This window comes from Paenarthrobacter sp. YJN-D (genome assembly GCF_015040335.1).
GTDB classification, from domain to species: domain Bacteria; phylum Actinomycetota; class Actinomycetes; order Actinomycetales; family Micrococcaceae; genus Arthrobacter; species Arthrobacter nicotinovorans.
In genome coordinates this window covers 1838834-1855386 of record NZ_CP053549.1, presented here as the reverse complement: position 1 = coordinate 1855386, position 16553 = coordinate 1838834, and the positions used below count along the sequence as shown (strand labels likewise).

Annotated in this window: 16 protein-coding genes; 6 read left to right on the top strand and 10 right to left on the bottom strand. The window is 62.5% G+C overall.

What is annotated here, in order from left to right; translation table 11 throughout:
* The first annotated feature begins 54 nt into the window (after positions 1-54).
* The 4 genes from HMI60_RS08790 (at position 55) to HMI60_RS08775 (ending at position 3391) form a co-directional block, all read left to right on the top strand.
* On the top strand, positions 55-696 hold the full coding sequence (locus tag HMI60_RS08790; RefSeq protein ID WP_193590976.1) for a LysE/ArgO family amino acid transporter: 642 nt from the start codon (positions 55-57) through the stop codon (positions 694-696).
* Between the two features lie 83 nt (positions 697-779).
* Entirely contained in the window at positions 780-1490 is a 711-nt protein-coding gene (locus HMI60_RS08785) for a response regulator transcription factor (RefSeq protein ID WP_026267426.1), read from the top strand.
* Between the two features lie 2 nt (positions 1491-1492).
* The gene (locus HMI60_RS08780; RefSeq protein WP_193590975.1) at positions 1493-2956 is read left to right on the top strand and encodes a cell wall metabolism sensor histidine kinase WalK; all 1464 of its coding nucleotides are present in this window, start codon (positions 1493-1495) and stop codon (positions 2954-2956) included.
* A gap of 144 nt (positions 2957-3100) precedes the next feature.
* Positions 3101-3391, top strand: a complete 291-nt coding sequence (locus HMI60_RS08775; RefSeq protein WP_018779558.1) for a WXG100 family type VII secretion target — start codon at positions 3101-3103, stop codon at positions 3389-3391.
* A gap of 126 nt (positions 3392-3517) precedes the next feature.
* Here the strand turns inward: HMI60_RS08775 and HMI60_RS08770 are convergent, their stop codons facing one another.
* The 5 genes from HMI60_RS08770 to HMI60_RS08750 all read right to left on the bottom strand — a co-directional run bounded on the left by HMI60_RS08770 (position 3518) and on the right by HMI60_RS08750 (position 8079).
* Positions 3518-4582 (bottom strand): ribonuclease HI family protein, encoded by a 1065-nt coding sequence (locus HMI60_RS08770; protein ID WP_189076055.1) that lies wholly within the window; start codon positions 4580-4582, stop codon positions 3518-3520.
* A gap of 173 nt (positions 4583-4755) precedes the next feature.
* Positions 4756-6381 (bottom strand): chaperonin GroEL, encoded by a 1626-nt coding sequence (groL, locus tag HMI60_RS08765; RefSeq protein ID WP_018779556.1) that lies wholly within the window; start codon positions 6379-6381, stop codon positions 4756-4758.
* Positions 6382-6701: 320 nt separating this feature from the next.
* Positions 6702-6905, bottom strand: coding sequence for a cold-shock protein (locus tag HMI60_RS08760; RefSeq protein WP_011773737.1), 204 nt, complete (start codon positions 6903-6905; stop codon positions 6702-6704).
* 168 nt (positions 6906-7073) lie between these two features.
* Positions 7074-7694: a LytR C-terminal domain-containing protein gene (locus HMI60_RS08755; protein WP_018779555.1), complete on the bottom strand. Its 621-nt coding sequence runs from the start codon at positions 7692-7694 to the stop codon at positions 7074-7076.
* A gap of 49 nt (positions 7695-7743) precedes the next feature.
* Positions 7744-8079: a DUF3263 domain-containing protein gene (locus HMI60_RS08750; protein ID WP_039240001.1), complete on the bottom strand. Its 336-nt coding sequence runs from the start codon at positions 8077-8079 to the stop codon at positions 7744-7746.
* A 108-nt stretch (positions 8080-8187) separates the two neighbouring features.
* Here HMI60_RS08750 and HMI60_RS08745 point away from each other — a divergent pair, with 108 nt between their 5' ends.
* Positions 8188-8955, top strand: coding sequence for a uracil-DNA glycosylase (locus tag HMI60_RS08745; RefSeq protein WP_110505706.1), 768 nt, complete (start codon positions 8188-8190; stop codon positions 8953-8955).
* A 105-nt stretch (positions 8956-9060) separates the two neighbouring features.
* Positions 9061-9900, top strand: coding sequence for a siderophore-interacting protein (locus tag HMI60_RS08740; protein ID WP_193590974.1), 840 nt, complete (start codon positions 9061-9063; stop codon positions 9898-9900).
* An 82-nt stretch (positions 9901-9982) separates the two neighbouring features.
* Here HMI60_RS08740 and HMI60_RS08735 read toward each other — a convergent pair whose 3' ends face one another.
* From HMI60_RS08735 to HMI60_RS08715, 5 genes are all read right to left on the bottom strand, one after another.
* Positions 9983-11470 (bottom strand): threonine/serine exporter ThrE family protein, encoded by a 1488-nt coding sequence (locus HMI60_RS08735; protein WP_018779551.1) that lies wholly within the window; start codon positions 11468-11470, stop codon positions 9983-9985.
* A gap of 26 nt (positions 11471-11496) precedes the next feature.
* Positions 11497-12813 carry a peptidoglycan bridge formation glycyltransferase FemA/FemB family protein gene (locus HMI60_RS08730; protein ID WP_193590973.1) on the bottom strand — a complete coding sequence of 439 codons (1317 nt, stop codon included), beginning with the start codon at positions 12811-12813 and terminating at the stop codon, positions 11497-11499.
* A 111-nt stretch (positions 12814-12924) separates the two neighbouring features.
* Complete coding sequence (locus HMI60_RS08725; RefSeq protein WP_193590972.1) at positions 12925-14013, bottom strand: peptidoglycan bridge formation glycyltransferase FemA/FemB family protein; 1089 nt, start codon at positions 14011-14013, stop codon at positions 12925-12927.
* A 119-nt stretch (positions 14014-14132) separates the two neighbouring features.
* Positions 14133-14954, bottom strand: a complete 822-nt coding sequence (locus HMI60_RS08720; RefSeq protein WP_193590971.1) for a DNA/RNA non-specific endonuclease — start codon at positions 14952-14954, stop codon at positions 14133-14135.
* 38 nt (positions 14955-14992) lie between these two features.
* Positions 14993-16405: an L-serine ammonia-lyase gene (locus tag HMI60_RS08715; RefSeq protein ID WP_193590970.1), complete on the bottom strand. Its 1413-nt coding sequence runs from the start codon at positions 16403-16405 to the stop codon at positions 14993-14995.
* Positions 16406-16553 lie beyond the last annotated feature (148 nt).

Sequence of the window (16553 nt, the reverse complement as noted above, 5' to 3'; positions counted from 1 at the left end):
AGATTCAGAAACTTTAGCTGGCCTTAGGTTTGGGACCGCCGTAACTTCGGGAGGGTGACTTCCCTTGACTACTTCCATTCCGCAGGCCTCGGCCTGGCCACGGGTCTTGCCCTCATTGTTGCCATCGGCGCCCAGAATGCGTTCGTGCTGCGCCAAGGCATCAGAGGCGAACACCTCGTCCCCATCGTCGCTGTCTGTGCGCTTTCGGATGCCGTCCTGATCGCGGCCGGAGTTTTCGGTACAGGTGCGCTGATAACGGCAGCGCCTGCCGCCGTCGTCGTCCTCCGCTATGTAGGCGCCGCATTTTTGGTGACGTACGGCGTGATGGCGGCCAGGCGCGCCATACGGCCGCAGTCGTTGACGACGGGCGAAAGCACCAGTGGTAACGGTGGTACCGGCCGCAAGGGCGGTGCCCTGGCCGCGGTAGCCACCGTCCTCGCACTGACCTGGCTCAATCCGCACGTCTACCTGGACATCGCCCTCATCGGCTCGCTGGCGAACGCCCAAGGCAGTCCCCTGCAGTGGTGGTTCGGGGCCGGCGCCATGGTGGGCAGTATTCTCTGGTTCTGTTCCCTGGGATTCGGTGCGAGGTTCCTCCGCGGCTTCTTCGCCCGTCCGTTGTCCTGGCGGTTCCTGGACGGCGGGATTGCCGTGACCATGGTGGCGCTGGGAGTCGGGTTGGTCCTGCAGGCATAACCAACCTGACACGCCGTTGGCACTTGGGGGGCTCACATGCAGCATTCAGAGAACTCCCAGTTTCTGGGAGCACTATGGGTGTCATGAAAAAGAACGGTCCTGAAGCCAAGCTCCTTGTGGTTGACGACGAGCCCAACATTCGCGAGCTTCTTTCCACGTCTCTGCGTTTCGCCGGCTTCGAGGTGGTAGCCGCGGCCAACGGTCGCGAAGCCCTCGCCGCCGCCGACCTTCATGCCCCGGATCTGGCGGTCCTGGACGTCATGCTTCCGGACATGGACGGTTTCACCGTCACCCGCCGCCTCCGCGCGGCCGGCAAGCACTTCCCCGTGCTTTTCCTGACCGCGAAGGATGACACCGAAGACAAGGTCACCGGCCTGACGGTAGGCGGCGACGACTACGTCACCAAACCGTTCAGCCTTGACGAGGTTGTGGCCCGGATCCGCGCCGTACTCCGCCGCACGCAGCCGCTGGAGGACGATGACGCCGTCATCCGCGTTGATGATCTTGAACTCGACGACGACGCGCATGAAGTGCGCCGCGGCGGCACCGTGATCGAGCTGTCCCCCACCGAATTCAAGCTGCTCCGCTACCTGATGCTCAACCCCAACCGCGTGTTGTCCAAGGCCCAGATCCTTGACCACGTGTGGGAATACGACTTCAACGGAGATGCCTCGATCGTCGAGTCCTACATTTCCTACCTTCGCCGCAAGGTGGACATCGATCCCGATGCCGCAGCCCTCATCCAGACCAAGCGCGGCGTGGGCTACGTGCTGCGGACGGCAGAGAAGCGCTGACCTTGCTGCAACGCTGGAAGTCGGCTTCCCTGCGGTCGCAGCTGGTAGCCATCATCATGTGCCTGCTCCTGCTTGCCCTCGCGGCGACTGGTGCAGGTACCCTGACGCTCGTCAAGAGCTACCTGCAGGGCCAAGTCGACGACAAGCTCAAGGCCGCCGTCGCCTTGGCCCAGGACCGCCAGTCCTTCGACAGGCTGACCGAGCCTAACAGCGCCGTGCCCGCAGACACCGCGGTTCCCACGGACTATTCCCTGACGCTTTACGTCCCTGACCTCGCCCCGTATCCATTCGGCGGCAGCCAGAGCGATCGTCCGGCGATTTCCAACATCACCCCGCTGGAAGCGAAGCAGCGCGCCAATGCGCCCTTCCAGGTCAAGGGAACCGCCGGAACCAACTGGCGGGTTGTTGCTGTGGGAGTCGTGGCCAACGGGCAGAATGGCGTGGTCATCATTGGGCTGCCGCTGACTCCCGTGGACAAGGTCATGGAGCACGCCGTCCTCGTGGTGGTGGGCGTCGGCCTACTGACGCTGGTCCTTGCGTTCTTCATAGCCACCTGGACAGTTGCACGGTCCTTCCGCCCCCTGGCCAAGGTGGAAAAGACCGCAGCAGCCATTGCCGCAGGCGACCTCTCCCGCCGTGTGGAAGTAGACAATCCGCATACCGAAGTGGGCAGGCTCGGCGGTTCCCTCAACGCCATGCTCGCCCACATCGAAGCCTCGTTCGCAGCACGTGCCGCCTCTGAGGGCCGGATGCGCCGCTTTGCCGCGGACGCGTCCCACGAACTGCGGACTCCCCTGGTGACTATTCGAGGCTTCTCCGAGCTGTACCGGCACGGAGCCCTCTCCACCGAGGAAGACGTGGCCATGGCAATGGGGAGGATCGAAAGCGAAGCCAAGCGGATGGGCTCAATGGTGGAAGACCTGCTGCTTCTGGCGCGCCTGGACGAACAGCGGCCGCTCCAGCTCAAGCCTGTAGACCTGCAGCTCCTTGCCCACGACGCCATGGTGGACACCAAGGCCTCCTCCGGCGACCGGACCATCACCCTCACAGGTCTCGACGGCGATTCCCCCTCTGCGGCGCCGGTCCAGGGGGATGAAGCGAAACTTCGCCAAGTGATTGGGAACCTGGTGGGCAACGCCTTGCGGTACACGCCGGAAGGAAGCCCGATTGAGCTCGCCGTCGGCGTAAGCACCACCCCCGCCGGGAAGATGTCCGTCATTGAGATCCGCGACCATGGGTCCGGCATTCCGGAGTCGGAAACCAACAAGATCTTCGAACGCTTTTACCGGGCAGACACCTCGCGGACCCGGGAAACCGGTGGCAGTGGCCTGGGACTGGCGATTGTGGCGGCGATCGTCGGCTCCCACGGCGGCTCGGTCCAGGTGAAAGAGACCGACGGCGGCGGCGCCACTTTGGTGGTCAGCCTCCCCTTACGTGAAGAACCGGCCGAGGTGCCGTCCGCATAGTGCTTTTGCACATAGCAGTCTTATCCACATAGCGATGAAGGGTCGTTACGGGCTGCAGGCGCAGTCCCTAGGCTGAATGCAGTGGCCACGCTTCCCAAGCAGCCCGCGCATACGGCGGGACATCTCCATCGAAAGGCACCATCCATGACCGTCATCTCCGTTGATACCGAGCTGCTGCAGCTCAAGTCCGCCAACGTCAAAGGAACTGTGGACCGCATCAGTACAGACGTGCACACCATGAGACGCGGCTTGGAAGAACTGCAGGCCAGCTGGAAAGGCTCAGCGGCCAACAACTTCCAGGCCCTCCTGGTGGAATGGTCGCTCACCCAAAGCAAGGTCGAAGCTTCTCTGGATTCCATCACCATGGCATTGGCCTCGGCCGCAACCAGCTACTCAGAGGTGGAACAGGGCAATACCCAACGCTTCGCCTACTAGGATCCCCTCGGACCAAACGTCCCGGTCCAGGACGCTTCGAACTCCTGCGGGGCCGTTGAACTCCTGCAGGGCCGGCTGTCTTCCCCCTGTGCATCCGGCCCTGCAGGTTATACCGGGCTGTCTCAGCTACTGTTTTTCGAGCGTGCCCTGGTGGAACCGCAGCCGCCACTGGCCCCGGTCGAGCGTCCAGACGGAGCTGCGGAGCGCTGAACCGGAATGGCTGAAACTGCGGTAAGTCAGCAGGATGGTGTTTTCGCTGAGCCGGTCCGCGCTCAGGAGTTCCAGTTCCGTTGCCTCTCCCGGGTCTTCTTCCAGGGCCATCATCATGGCATCGCGGGTCCAGTAGCGTCCCGAGCTGCCGATCTCGGCGAAGTCCGGGTGAAGGAGAACTCCGATCCTTCCGATGTCGGCCCTGACGTCCGGCCTGAGCAGTTCGCGTTCCAAGGCAAGGACGGTGTCCTCAGCCGAGAGCTCGGGCGCTGAAGTGTCATCTCCCAGTTCGCTGAACAGGTCGGGCTGGCCGAAAAGGCCCGCCTCGCCAAACAGGGTGGGCTCGAAATGTGGCCGGATGCTCCGGTCAGGACGCGCGGACGCCGGAAGTGCATTCGAGCCGGACACAGAAGCGACCCCGGAGGCCACGGCAACGGGCTCGGGCCGGACCGGTACCTCCGATACCGTCGTCGCTGCCGGAGATCCCTCGCCGGCAGCGGTTGCCTTCTCCTGGGCTCCAGGGAAGCCGGGGCCACTGCGCGGCGCTATGCCCTGCTGATAAGCCGTGGCCACCGCGCGTGCGCGCTCGTCCGCTGCCTCATTGAGGTCATGGCCAGCATGGCCCTTGACCCACTCAAACGTGTACTTGCGTCCCGCGATCGCGTGGTCGATCTCTTTGAGGAGGTCCACATTCAAGACGGGCTTCCCATCGGCCTTCCGCCAACCCTTTCGCTTCCAGCCCGGCATCCACTTGGTTATGCAATTGATGACGTATTGGCTGTCGCAAAGGATCAGCAGTTCTTCGTGAGGTACGTGGGCTGTTGACCGGAAAAGGTCAAGCACAGCCATCAATTCACCCTGGTTGTTGGTGCCGTGCGGCCACCCTCCCGCGCGCCAACAGGAGTCATCAACGTACCAGGCCCAGCCGGCCGGTCCAGGATTACCGAGGGCAGACCCATCGGCGGCAGCAATAATCGTCATGCATTAATCCTGCCAGACCGCACCGACACTTAAACGCGCCCGCGCCCCGGCAGCCAGCAGCAGGCTCCAAAAACCTGGCCGCAGACGCACAACGGCGGCCCCCACCGGAGTGGGGACCGCCGTCGCGTGTTTTCAAGCGTGAGCCTGGCGCTGTATCGCTACAGCTGTGGGGCTTAGAAGCCGCCCATGCCGCCCATGTCGTCGCCGCCGGGAGCCGGAGCGTTCTTCTCGGGCTTGTCTGCAACAACAGCTTCAGTGGTCAGGAAGAGACCAGCGATGGAAGCAGCGTTCTGGAGAGCCGAGCGGGTGACCTTTACGGGGTCGTTGACGCCGGCAGCCAGAAGGTCTTCGTAGACGCCCGTGGCAGCGTTCAGGCCGTGGCCGGAAGGCAGGCCGCGCACCTTGTCCACCACAACGCCCGGCTCCAGGCCGGCGTTGAAAGCGATCTGCTTCAGCGGTGCGTCGATGGCAACCTTGACGATGTTGGCACCCGTTGCCTCGTCACCCTGCAGGGTGAGGTTGGCGAACGCCTTGGCGCCTGCCTGGATGAGGGCAACGCCACCACCGGCAACGATGCCTTCTTCAACAGCAGCCTTCGCGTTGCGGACTGCGTCCTCGATGCGGTGCTTGCGTTCCTTGAGCTCAACTTCGGTGGCGGCACCGGCCTTGATGACTGCAACGCCGCCGGCCAGCTTGGCCAGGCGTTCCTGCAGCTTCTCGCGGTCGTAGTCGGAGTCGGAGTTCTCGATCTCGGCGCGGATCTGGGCCACGCGGCCTGCGATTGCGTCAGCGTCGCCGGCACCTTCAACGATGGTGGTCTCGTCCTTGGTGACAACAACCTTGCGGGCGGTGCCGAGGAGGTCCAGGCCGGCGTTTTCGAGCTTGAGGCCAACTTCTTCGGAGATGACCTGGCCACCGGTGAGGATGGCGATGTCGGCCAGCTGGGCCTTGCGGCGGTCACCGAAGCCCGGAGCCTTGACGGCAACAGACTTGAAGGTGCCACGGATCTTGTTGACGATCAGGGTGGCCAGGGCCTCGCCCTCGATGTCTTCGGCGATGATCAGCAGCGGCTTGTTGGACTGCATGACCTTCTCCAGAACCGTGACGAGTTCCTTCACGTTGGAGATCTTGGAGTTGACGATCAGGATGTACGGGTCTTCGAGGACCGTTTCCTGGCGTTCTGCGTCCGTGACGAAGTAAGCGGAGATGTAGCCCTTGTCGAAGCGCATGCCTTCGGTGAGCTCGAGTTCCAGGCCGAAGGTGTTGGACTCTTCAACCGTGATGACGCCTTCCTTGCCCACCTTGTCCAGGGCTTCGGCGATCAGGCTGCCGATTTCCGGGTCACCGGCGGAGATGGAAGCCGTAGCTGCGATCTCTTCCTTGGTTTCGATTTCCTTGGCGGAGGCCAGCAGTTCGCTGATGACTGCCTCAACAGCCTTCTCGATACCGCGCTTGAGGGACAGCGGGTCGGCGCCTGCGGCAACGTTGCGCAGGCCTTCCTTCACCAGTGCCTGGGCGAGGACGGTTGCAGTGGTGGTACCGTCGCCAGCGACGTCATCCGTCTTCTTGGCAACTTCCTTGACCAGTTCTGCACCGATCTTCTCGTAAGGATCGTCCAGCTCGATCTCCTTGGCGATGGAAACGCCATCGTTGGTGATCGTGGGGGCGCCCCACTTCTTTTCGAGGACGACGTTGCGTCCACGCGGGCCGAGGGTGACCTTGACGGCGTCTGCGAGGATGTTCAGGCCCCGCTCGAGGCCGCGGCGTGCCTCTTCATCAAATGCAATGATCTTGGCCATAACGGCGGTAGTCCTTTCGGGACAGTCGTTAAGAAGGTACCTGTCAGATGGGGTGCCCGCGACGGACGGTCCTTCACGTGCGGCCTCTGTATGCCCCGCGTTCCGAACCTCACCCCACCAAGGTGTTTCTTGATCTCCCAGCGATCCCACCACTGTCCGCCACCGGGGAAACCCGGGCCGGATTTAGCAGTCGAACCGCAGGAGTGCTAAATCAATAATTAGCACTCGACCGGGGAGAGTGCAAGCAGAGCCTCCACTTTTCGCAGTAAAAACACGGGTTTCAGCCGATAGCTGATGGCGATGCGGGACAACCCTGCAAGTCAGGCGACTCGAACACCCTCGGCCTGCGGTCCCTTCTGGCCCTCCCCCAGTTCGAACTCCACCCTCTGGCCCTCCTCCAGGGCACGGAAGCCATCCATCTGGATAGCCGACCAGTGCACGAAGACGTCGTCGCCGGACTCATCCACAGTGATGAATCCGTAGCCCTTTTCGGCGTTGAACCATTTGACGGTTCCCAATGCCATGATGCCCACACTTTCGCAGTAGCCAAGACCGGTTGCCGGGATCTCCGGACCGGAATTAGTCCACTGTAACCACAGTCACTCCGCCGGCGCTGCCCCCAATGGGCGGGGTGCTGGTTTTGTTATTGAGGCTTAACCGAGTTGGCCGTTTTGGGCCGTGGAGCCGCGCCGTTACTGGTAGCCGGGTCCCGCTACGACAACCAGCGGCTGCTGCACATCCGGGGTCTCAATGATCTTCTGGATGCCCAGGAGGGTTCCCAAGGCCTCTGCATTGGCCTTCTGCGCCGGAGCGTTGTAGAAGATCACCGAGGTCTGCTGGGGAATGCCGCCCCAGTTGGCTACCGTGCTGAGCGTCCAGCCACCGCCCTGCACCAGGCCTGCAACCCTGCCCGCCAAGCCGGCAGTACCTGCCCCGTTGTAAACCGCCACCGGAACGCTCTTGTCCACCGGCGCCGATGACGGCGTCGCTGACGGAGTGCTCGACGGCGTCGGCTGGGTGCTCGGTTCGCTGGAAGCGGGCGGGGCGCTGCTCGATTCGGAAGGCGCAGCGGACGGCGAGGTGGACGTTTGCTGGGGCACCGGCGTCGAGACGTTTGACGACGCGCTGGGCGCGACAAGCCCAAGGTTCGGCAGGATGAGGAACGCTACGAGGCCGAGCACCAGAGCCACAGCTCCAACAGTCAGAACCGGCCACAAGGTGGGACGCGCAATGTCCTGGCCGTCGCGATGAACGCCCTGCCGGGAGGTGTTCTGTGGGACCTGGTCGAATTCGTCCCTGGCATATTTGGTCATGGTGAAGCGTTGTCCTTGCTGGTTGCTGCTGACAGATCAGCCTGGCGATTTACGCGTCCGACCCCAAGCGCCGCGCTGTCCGCGCGCGTTGGCGGGACGTACGTAGTCTACGCAATCTCTTGACGAGCATGGGGTCGTGGGCCAGCGCGTCCTCGGTGTCGATCAGTGCATTCAGGATCTGGTAATAGTGGGTGGCAGAGAGGTCGAAGAGCTCCCGGATAGCCTGTTCTTTCGCGCCGGCGTACTTCCACCACTGCCGTTCCAGCGCCAACATCTGCTGATCACGCTCACTCAATGGGGAGTCGCTTCGGGTTCCGGCCGTGAGATCTTCCAAGGCCAACCCGTCGGCCTGCGGCGCCATTGGTTCCGGTGCTGGTTCTGCCACGGCACACTCCTTCGACGCTTGTTGGGGAAAATGTCCTACCCCCATGTTACGGGCGAATAACATCACTGTCATTCGCCCGACCTCCGCCACGCGGGAGACAATGGCCGGGTGACTGGCGAGGATGCTCTCTTTGATCTTGAACCTGCGGGCCCGGAGGACGCGGGCTTGGCTGCGCTGCTTGACCGTCCGATTGAGGAGCTGATGGCTCCCGACTGGGCCGATGCCCTGCGTCCGGTCGAAGGCCAACTGCGCGATGCCCTGTCCTTTGCCGCCCGGCGTGCCAACGACGGCAAACAGATCCTCCCCGCCTCCGGGAACATCCTCCGGGCGTTCCAGCAACCCTTGTCCGACGTCAAAGTCCTCCTCCTGGGCCAGGATCCCTATCCGACACCGGGACACGCCGTGGGACTTTCCTTCTCCGTCTCGCGCGAAACACGGCCCATCCCCCGCAGCCTTGCCAACATTTACCGAGAGCTTCATGACGACCTCGGCCTCCCACCCCGCGTCCATGGCGATCTCAGCGCATGGACGGAGCAAGGCGTCCTCCTCTTGAACCGCGTCCTCACGGTCGAGGCCCGCAATGCCGGCGCCCACCGCGGGAAAGGATGGGAGGCCATCACGACGGCGGCAGTCACCGCCGTCGCACAGCGGACGGACGGTGCGGGACGGCAGAAGCCGCTGGTCGCAATCCTGTGGGGCAAAGACGCCGAAAGTGTCGTGCCGCTGCTGGAGGGGGCGCCGTCGGTGGTCTCCGTCCATCCAAGCCCGCTCTCGGCGTCCCGGGGCTTCTTCGGTTCCAAACCCTTCAGCAGGACCAACGCATTGTTGGTCGAACAAGGCGCGAAACCTGTCGACTGGGAACTCCCGGTCCTGTAGGACGTGAGGGAGCGTCCGGCCCAAGCACGCGGAACGTGAGGGAGCGTTTGTAACCTTCGACTCATACCCGGCCGGGGCCCAGTCGATTAGCTTAGGCTTACCTATATGACTGCTCTCCCCGTCACCTCGTCCGCCACACGCAAAAGCCGTCCGCAGGTCAACCTGACCGTCTTGCGGAACGAGCGCCTTTCACCCCACATGGTGTGGATCGTGGCCGGCGGTCCGGGGTTCAACGACTACGTCAACAACGACTACGTGGACCGCTACGTCAAGATCGTCTTCCCGCAGGACGGCATCGACTACGAGCAGCCCCTGGACTTGTGGGCCATCCGCGAGACGATGCCACGCGAGCAGTGGCCGCATACCCGGACCTACACCATCCGCTGGGTGGACCTGGAGGCACAGGAACTGGCCATCGACTTCGTGGTGCACGGGGATGAAGGCCTTGCAGGTCCTTGGGCGGCCAAGGCCGGGCCCGGGGATTCGCTGATTTTCACTGGTCCGGGCGGCGGCTACAACCCATCCCCCGACGCCGACTGGTACCTGTTTGCCGGAGATGACGCAGCGATCCCTGCGATCGCCGCATGCATTGAGGCCCTGGACGCCGACGCCCGGGGAACCGCATACCTCGAGGTGGACAGCGAAGCCGACATTCTTCCCCTCGCAGCGCCCCAAGGCGTCGAACTGCACTGGCTGCTGCGCAAGGGCACGCCGGCCGGCTCCAGCGCGCTACTTCTGGACGCCCTGCGCAGCACCGAATGGCTGCCGGGACGCGTCGACGTCTTCGCGCACGGCGAGCGGGGGTACATGAAGGGCCTGAGGGAGATCTTCTTCGTCCAGCGCGGCCTGGAGCGTTCGCAGGTTTCGTTGTCCGGGTACTGGGCCCTGGGCCGTGTGGAAGAAGTGTTCCAAGCTGAGAAGAAGCTTCCCGTCGGCCAGATCTAGCCGACTTTTTGTACAGATATTGCCCCTAAAAAGGCCTTTTAGGGGCAACATCTGTACAAAAACTCCAGAGGGGGGAGGCGGCCTAGCGCCGGCGCACCCGGCGGCGTTCGTTGCTGGAAAGACCCTTGGTCAGCGGCCTGGCGAGGTTGTCGCCGAGAACGATTCCTGCGGCTACCCCGAGTACGATCGCGCCTGCATTCAGCATTCCGCCCGCACCCAGCAGGATGTTGCCGCCTTCCACGGTCAAGGCATACATTGACCGGAAAATGGTGAGCCCCGGCAGCAGGATGAGCGCGGCCGGAACAGCCACCACCAGCTGCGGGGCACCCAGCTTCAACGCCACCACACGGGCCAGGAGGCCAATGGCCACGGCCGCAACGGCTGGAGACAAACGGTCCCCCAGGCCGGCCTGGCCGACCCCCCACAAAACGAAGAAACCTACCAACCCGACTGCCGCCGTCGGAATCAACAACCGCATCTGGGTCTGTTCCGTCACGCCGATTGCCACTACGGCGACGGCGATCAGGATGGCCTGGCCCCACAGCGGGTACGCGTCGGGGAACGTCTGGGTGACGTCGAGGACGGCGCTGCCCATGAGTGTCCCGACCACCACGGCCACGCCGATGCCCGCCACGATCGCGCCAAAGGTCAGCAGCGTGGAGAGGAACCGGCCTGCGGCAGTAACCGGAAAGCCGTTGATGGCATCCTGCACCGAGGACACCAGCCGGCCCGTGGGAAGGAGCAGCAGGATTCCACCGGCCACCACAATGGATGGGGCGATCTCCACCCCCGCCCAACGGAGCATCAGGGCAACGAACGTAACCAGGAAGGCGCAGGCCATGGTGTTGAAGAAGTCCGCCGTCCGCCATCTAACAAGCTGGCGGGACAGCAGGCTGATGAGGATGTTGGAACCGAAAGCCACCGCCGAGGCACCAATGCCGCCACCCAACACACCCACAAAGACTGCGGCGAAGATACCGAAGGCGATCGTCACCATCCACCGGGGGAAGGGTTTGGCACTGCGGATGATGCCGTTCAGCCGGCGAACGGCTTCGTCACGGCCAACTCCCCCGGCCACGATGTCGGTGACCAGTTGATGGACCTGAGCCAATCCGGCGTAGTTGTTGGTCCAGGAGCGCACCACCCTCAGCAGGGTGATGGGGGTCTGGTCCTTGGGAGCGTAGTTGATGGCCACCGACTGGTTGGTGATGTCCACTTCCACGTTCTTCAGTCCGAGCGCGGCCGTGACAGCGATCATGCTCGTCTCTACTTCCAACGCACCCGCACCGTAACGGAACATCACTTCGGCCAAATGGAGCGCGAAGTCGATGGTCTTGCGGGCCGAGGCGTCCACGCCAACCACCTGGATGGTGGGATTGGCGTAAGGACTCCCGGCGAGCCGGTCCACGATGTTCATGGGAGCGGTAGGCGGACTATCGCCCTGCACCAGGCGCATCAGCATGCGTTTGGCGTTGACGTTCTGCCGGACCTGCGACGGGCGCAACGGCTGGGTCTTTGGCAACCCGTCGGTCTGGGGCCGGCTGGCGGACCCATCGGGGCGTTCAGTCACGCGGCGATCCTCCCTTGGCTGTTTGATCAGCGGTTACCCCGCAGGTTTCGTACTACCGGCAATTTGCCCAGCGGCAATCGTCCCAGAACTGTCTGGGCGGCCCCTGCGAGCTTCCTGGCCACACGGTACGCCGTGTACTTCAGGGGACTGACCGGAGCAACGAAGTCACCCAGCAGCTGGACTACCTCGCCACCGAATCCCTTCTTGAATTCATAGCCACCGTGCCCGGTTTCGTCCTGGCCCTGGATGCCGAAAGTCCCGTAGAAGTTGTAGCGGGAGTAGCCGTTGTTCAGCGCGTGCAGCATCATGCCCCAGTAAAGGGACGTTGCGCCGTTGAAGTAGATGTAGTCCTGCACGGTGCCGCCGATGACGCACGTGAGTTCGTCACCTGAACACGCAAAGTGAATGGCAGCTACGGTAGCCACGCCCACGGAGTCCGGGAAGCGCTCGATGTCCTTCAGGCTTCGCTCGTAGCTGTCCACGAGATCCTGGACCACTTTGACGCGGTTGGCTTTCTTCTTGCTGCCGGTTTCCTCAACCTCCCGCTTGAGGTCAGCAAGGGTGGCGGATTCAGCTTCCAGGCGCTCGGTAATGGAGGCCCGGTACTCCGGGATGTTGATCTTGGCCATCATGAGCTTGGTGAACTCATCGGAGGTGTTCCTGAGGAGTTGCTCGTAGTACTCGCGTTCGCGGTACGTGAAGCCCTTCTCGTCGCCGGCAGTGCTCAGCGCGCTGTAGAAGTCATCCAGCGTTTCCAGCGTGGCCTGTTCCAGGTACACGCCGTTCTTCTCCGCTTTCCTGATGGCCTTGCGGGTGCGGTAGTTCATACCCATGATGAGCTCTTCGGAATCGGCGATGCCGTCGAGCTGCTTGATGAACATCCAGTTGATGTTGGCGAAGTTCATGTCGAAGCCCTGGTGCTGGAAGCCAAGGCCTTCCAGTTCCTTTAGCAATGGACGGTTGTCCTCGACTTCCGGGTGCTCCGCGCCGTCCGCATCGCGCGCGATGTACCGGAGGTTGGGTGATATCCGCAGCTCTGCGGCCTTCTTCGAGGCCGCGTGCTTCTTCAACTGCCCGACGACGAAGTGAACCACTGCCGGGTCGCTGTAGTCCATCAGTGGTCCCTTGGCGCAGTCGGCTGTCTTGTAGCCAAAACGGTTGGACGTGTACACGAGCTTTCCTGCTGCGATAAGGCTCCCGCCCCGGGTCACGCCGAAGAGCTCGACTTCCTGTCCGCGGGCGCGCTGGAAACGCGTCAGGTCCATGGACTGGATGAAGCTCCCCTGCGGGTGTCCCTTGGCAAACGTCTCGAAATCAGCGTCGCTGAGAATCACGAATTCCATGTCGGTTCCAGCCTCGATCGGAGTCAAAGAAATTACCTCGCCTAAGTTAGATTTGCGCCCGTTGGTGGCCGGGGCGGGCCTTTTCGCTGGCTTGTTGGCTTTTGCTGCCGGTCAGTAGAACTGGCCTCCGGTGCGCATGGTTTCAAGTCGACGGAACACCCGCTCGGCCCCTTTGAGCCACAGCTTGTAACGGACCGGACCCAGCACGAGGTCGTAGCAGCCCACGAAGTCCGTGACCGTCTTGGTGAAGCTTGTCTTGAACGATCCCAGGCCATACAGCGGGTGGGTCTTGTCCTTGATCCGGGCTCCTGGAGGGGTGCCGCAGAAGTCATACTCGACGCAGCCAAGTTCCTGCATGCGCTGAATGGCAGCCCACTGGACCAGGTGGGAGTCGCCATACTGTTTGCGGTTCTGTGTCGACCCGCCATCCTTGTAGGTGGCTTTGGAACCGTAATTGATCACAAACGCGCCTACGCTCGGGGCATCGTCCTCGTACACGAAGAAGAACTGTCCCTGTCCACGACTGCAGAATGCACCCCAGAACGCGGCATAGTACTCATAGCTCCGCAGAGGCATGGCGCCCTTGGCGTTCACGGTGTTCTGCATGAGGGCGTAGAGCTTGCGGTAGCTTTCCTCGCCCGCCTCTTCCTGCCGGACAACGCAGCCCTCGCGCTCTGCACGGCGGACTGCGTTGCGGGCCCGGGAGGAAATGCTCCGAAGCACTTCATTGGCAGGCGCTGAGATGTCCAGCAGCGCGGTGGAGTCGTTGGACTGGATATTCGGGGCCTTGACCAGGCCACTGGCCTTCAGGTGAGCGGCTACCTCAGGCGACTCCACGACGTCGGGCTCTATCTTGATGGTGAAGACGTTCATCTTCTGTTCCCGCGCCAAGGAAGCGACGGCGTCCAGCATGGGCTTGATGTCGTCAACGGACCCGGCGTCCGGACCCTTGATCAGGTACCAGAGCCGTCCCAGGACGGGGAACTTCTTCTCCAGCAGGAGGTTGTAGCTGGCGTAGTCAGCGGTCTCGATGACGAGCCGGCGGACAAGCCACCCATTGCCGTCCTTGACTGCCGCGTAGGCGTCCGACTGCAGCATGTTGCCACCGTTCGGGTTGGCAGTGACGTGCTTGTCCCAATTATCGATTTCCTCGGCAGTGGCAAAGCGGGCGGTAAATTCTCGCAAGGTGGCCGTGTCCAATCTCAGGGTTTTGGTGCAGTGTTCAAAAGCATCGTGCGCATGCGGACATGCAGCCCCAAGTCTATCGGGCCGAGAAAAATCGGGCTGATTTACCAGGATAAATGCATTGTTGGAGCTACTTACAGACGAATCTGCTCCATGCTCTCCAGTTCCATCGCTTTCGGCTGCTTCCCCAGTTCACGCTGGCCACTGCCAAGACGGTCGGCGTTCGCGAGGCGGCTGAGGCTCAGCCCGGTGAGGTCTGCGATCTCCCCGATAGGGACCTGGAAGGTCCGGAAGGGACCCAGGGGCGGAGGTTCGCCTTCCAGAAGCCGTTGATCAATGGCCCTCTTCAGTTCCACCTTCCCGAGCAGTGGTGACTGGTCCAGAACGAACCCGACGGCGGACAGCTTGGCATCGTTGGTCCATGCCGCAATCTTCCAGAACTTTCGAGGGATCCGGACACCACGGTAGGGCTGATCATCCTCAAGCAGGACCGGCCCCGTGAAGACGCTGATCTTGGCGTCATGGGCATCGGCGTGCCCCAGGACATGGTCCTCCAAGCCCACCCAGAGTTCCTTGCCTTGGTTGAAATCGTCCACTTGCGGCGCCGCATTGGTGAATGAGAACGTCTCCTGGTTGGCCTTCTTGGCAGTGGCGGCGTCCCCCCAGACGGGATCCAGCCGGCGCACCAAGTGGCCGCGATCGAAGGCGTTGTTCTTATAGACGTCCGGACCCGCCTGCTGTTCCCGGGGGACCCTGTCATCGAAATGCCAGGTTCCTTCCCGCGCCAACGGGTTCAGTTCTGCACCGCTGATGTTGACTCCCACGATCGCCGCGAGCTTCCGGGCAGCCCGGAAACGCACGGAGAAGTGGGTGTAGTCCAGCAGTATCGTCGTTGCCGACGGACTGGGCAGTTCAAGGCGTGCCCGCAAAAAATCCCTGTCGTATCCCCCGCTCATGGATACAGCATGGCACTACGCACTGACAGTAAAAAGACTCAGCATTCGACGACGTTGACGGCGAGGCCGCCCATCGCGGTTTCCTTGTACTTATCGGACATGTCCTTGCCCGTCTCACGCATCGTCACGATCACCTCGTCCAGGGAAACCCGGTGCGTCCCGTCCCCCCACAACGCCATCTTCGCCGCGTTGATCGCCTTCGCCGCAGCGATCGCGTTCCGCTCAATACACGGAATCTGAACCAACCCCCCGATCGGATCACACGTCAACCCCAGATTATGCTCCATCGCGATCTCCGCAGCGTTCTCCACCTGACCCGGAGAACCACCCATCACCTCAGCCAACCCCGCAGCAGCCATCGACGACGCCGAACCAACCTCACCCTGACACCCCACCTCAGCACCGGAAATCGACGCCTGCTCCTTATACAACACACCCACCGCACCAGCAGCGAGCAGGAACTTCACCACCACATCATCCCTGTCCTGCTGACTGGCCTGATCCATGCCCGGAGCGTAATTCAACGCGTAATACAACACCGCCGGAATAATCCCCGCAGCCCCATTGGTCGGCGCCGTCACCACCCGACCACCAGAAGCGTTCTCCTCATTGACCGCCAAAGCAATCAGGTTCACCCACTCCTGCCAATACTTCGGATCGTTCCGGTCCTTGTCCTCCTTCAACAACCGCTCCAACCAATCAGGAGCACGACGCCGGACCCGCAACCCGCCAGGCAACACACCCTCACGCTTCAAACTGGTTTCAACACAGGCCTCCATCACCGACCAGATATGCAAAAGACCCTCCCGGATCTCCTCCTCAGACCGGGACGCCCGCTCATTGATGAACATGATGTCCGAAATCCCCAACCCCTTGGACGCACACCTGCCCAACAACTCCGCCGCCGTCCTGAACGGCAACGGCAACTCCTTCTTCGACTCCTCCAACTCCTGCCGCGCAGCGTCCTCCTCACCCTCACGGACAATGAACCCACCACCAACCGAAAAGAACGTCGCCTCATGCACAGTGTTCCCCTCAGCATCAGCCACGGCGAACTTCATCCCATTCGTATGCCGCGGCAACACCGTCAACGGATGCAACACCATATCCTCCACCGCATACGGCAACTCCACACCCCCGCCGGATGCCCCCGCAAGGTTCAGCACACCGCTCTCAGCGATCGTCGCGAGCCGCTCCTCCACTTCCTCGGGAAGGATCAATTCAGGGTGGTAGCCCTCCAAGCCCAGCAACGTCGCCGTCATGGTTCCGTGACCACGACCCGTCGCCGCCAACGAACCATACAAATCAACCCGCAACGACGCCACCGAGTCCAGGACACCAGTGTCCTTCAACTCACCAGCGAACACAGCGGCGGCCCGCATCGGCCCCACAGTATGGGAACTCGACGGACCAATGCCCACAGAGAACAGATCGAAAACACCAACAGCCATAGCCGGGATCCCTTTTATACAGCTTGAAACGGTCCGGCAGATGGTCCTGCCGGATGGCCTCCCCCGCTTGTGGCGGAAGACGACCGAAGCACGACGCCGGATGGCCCCCAAAGGCGGCAACCCGGCGTCGCAAATTATTCAGTTACTA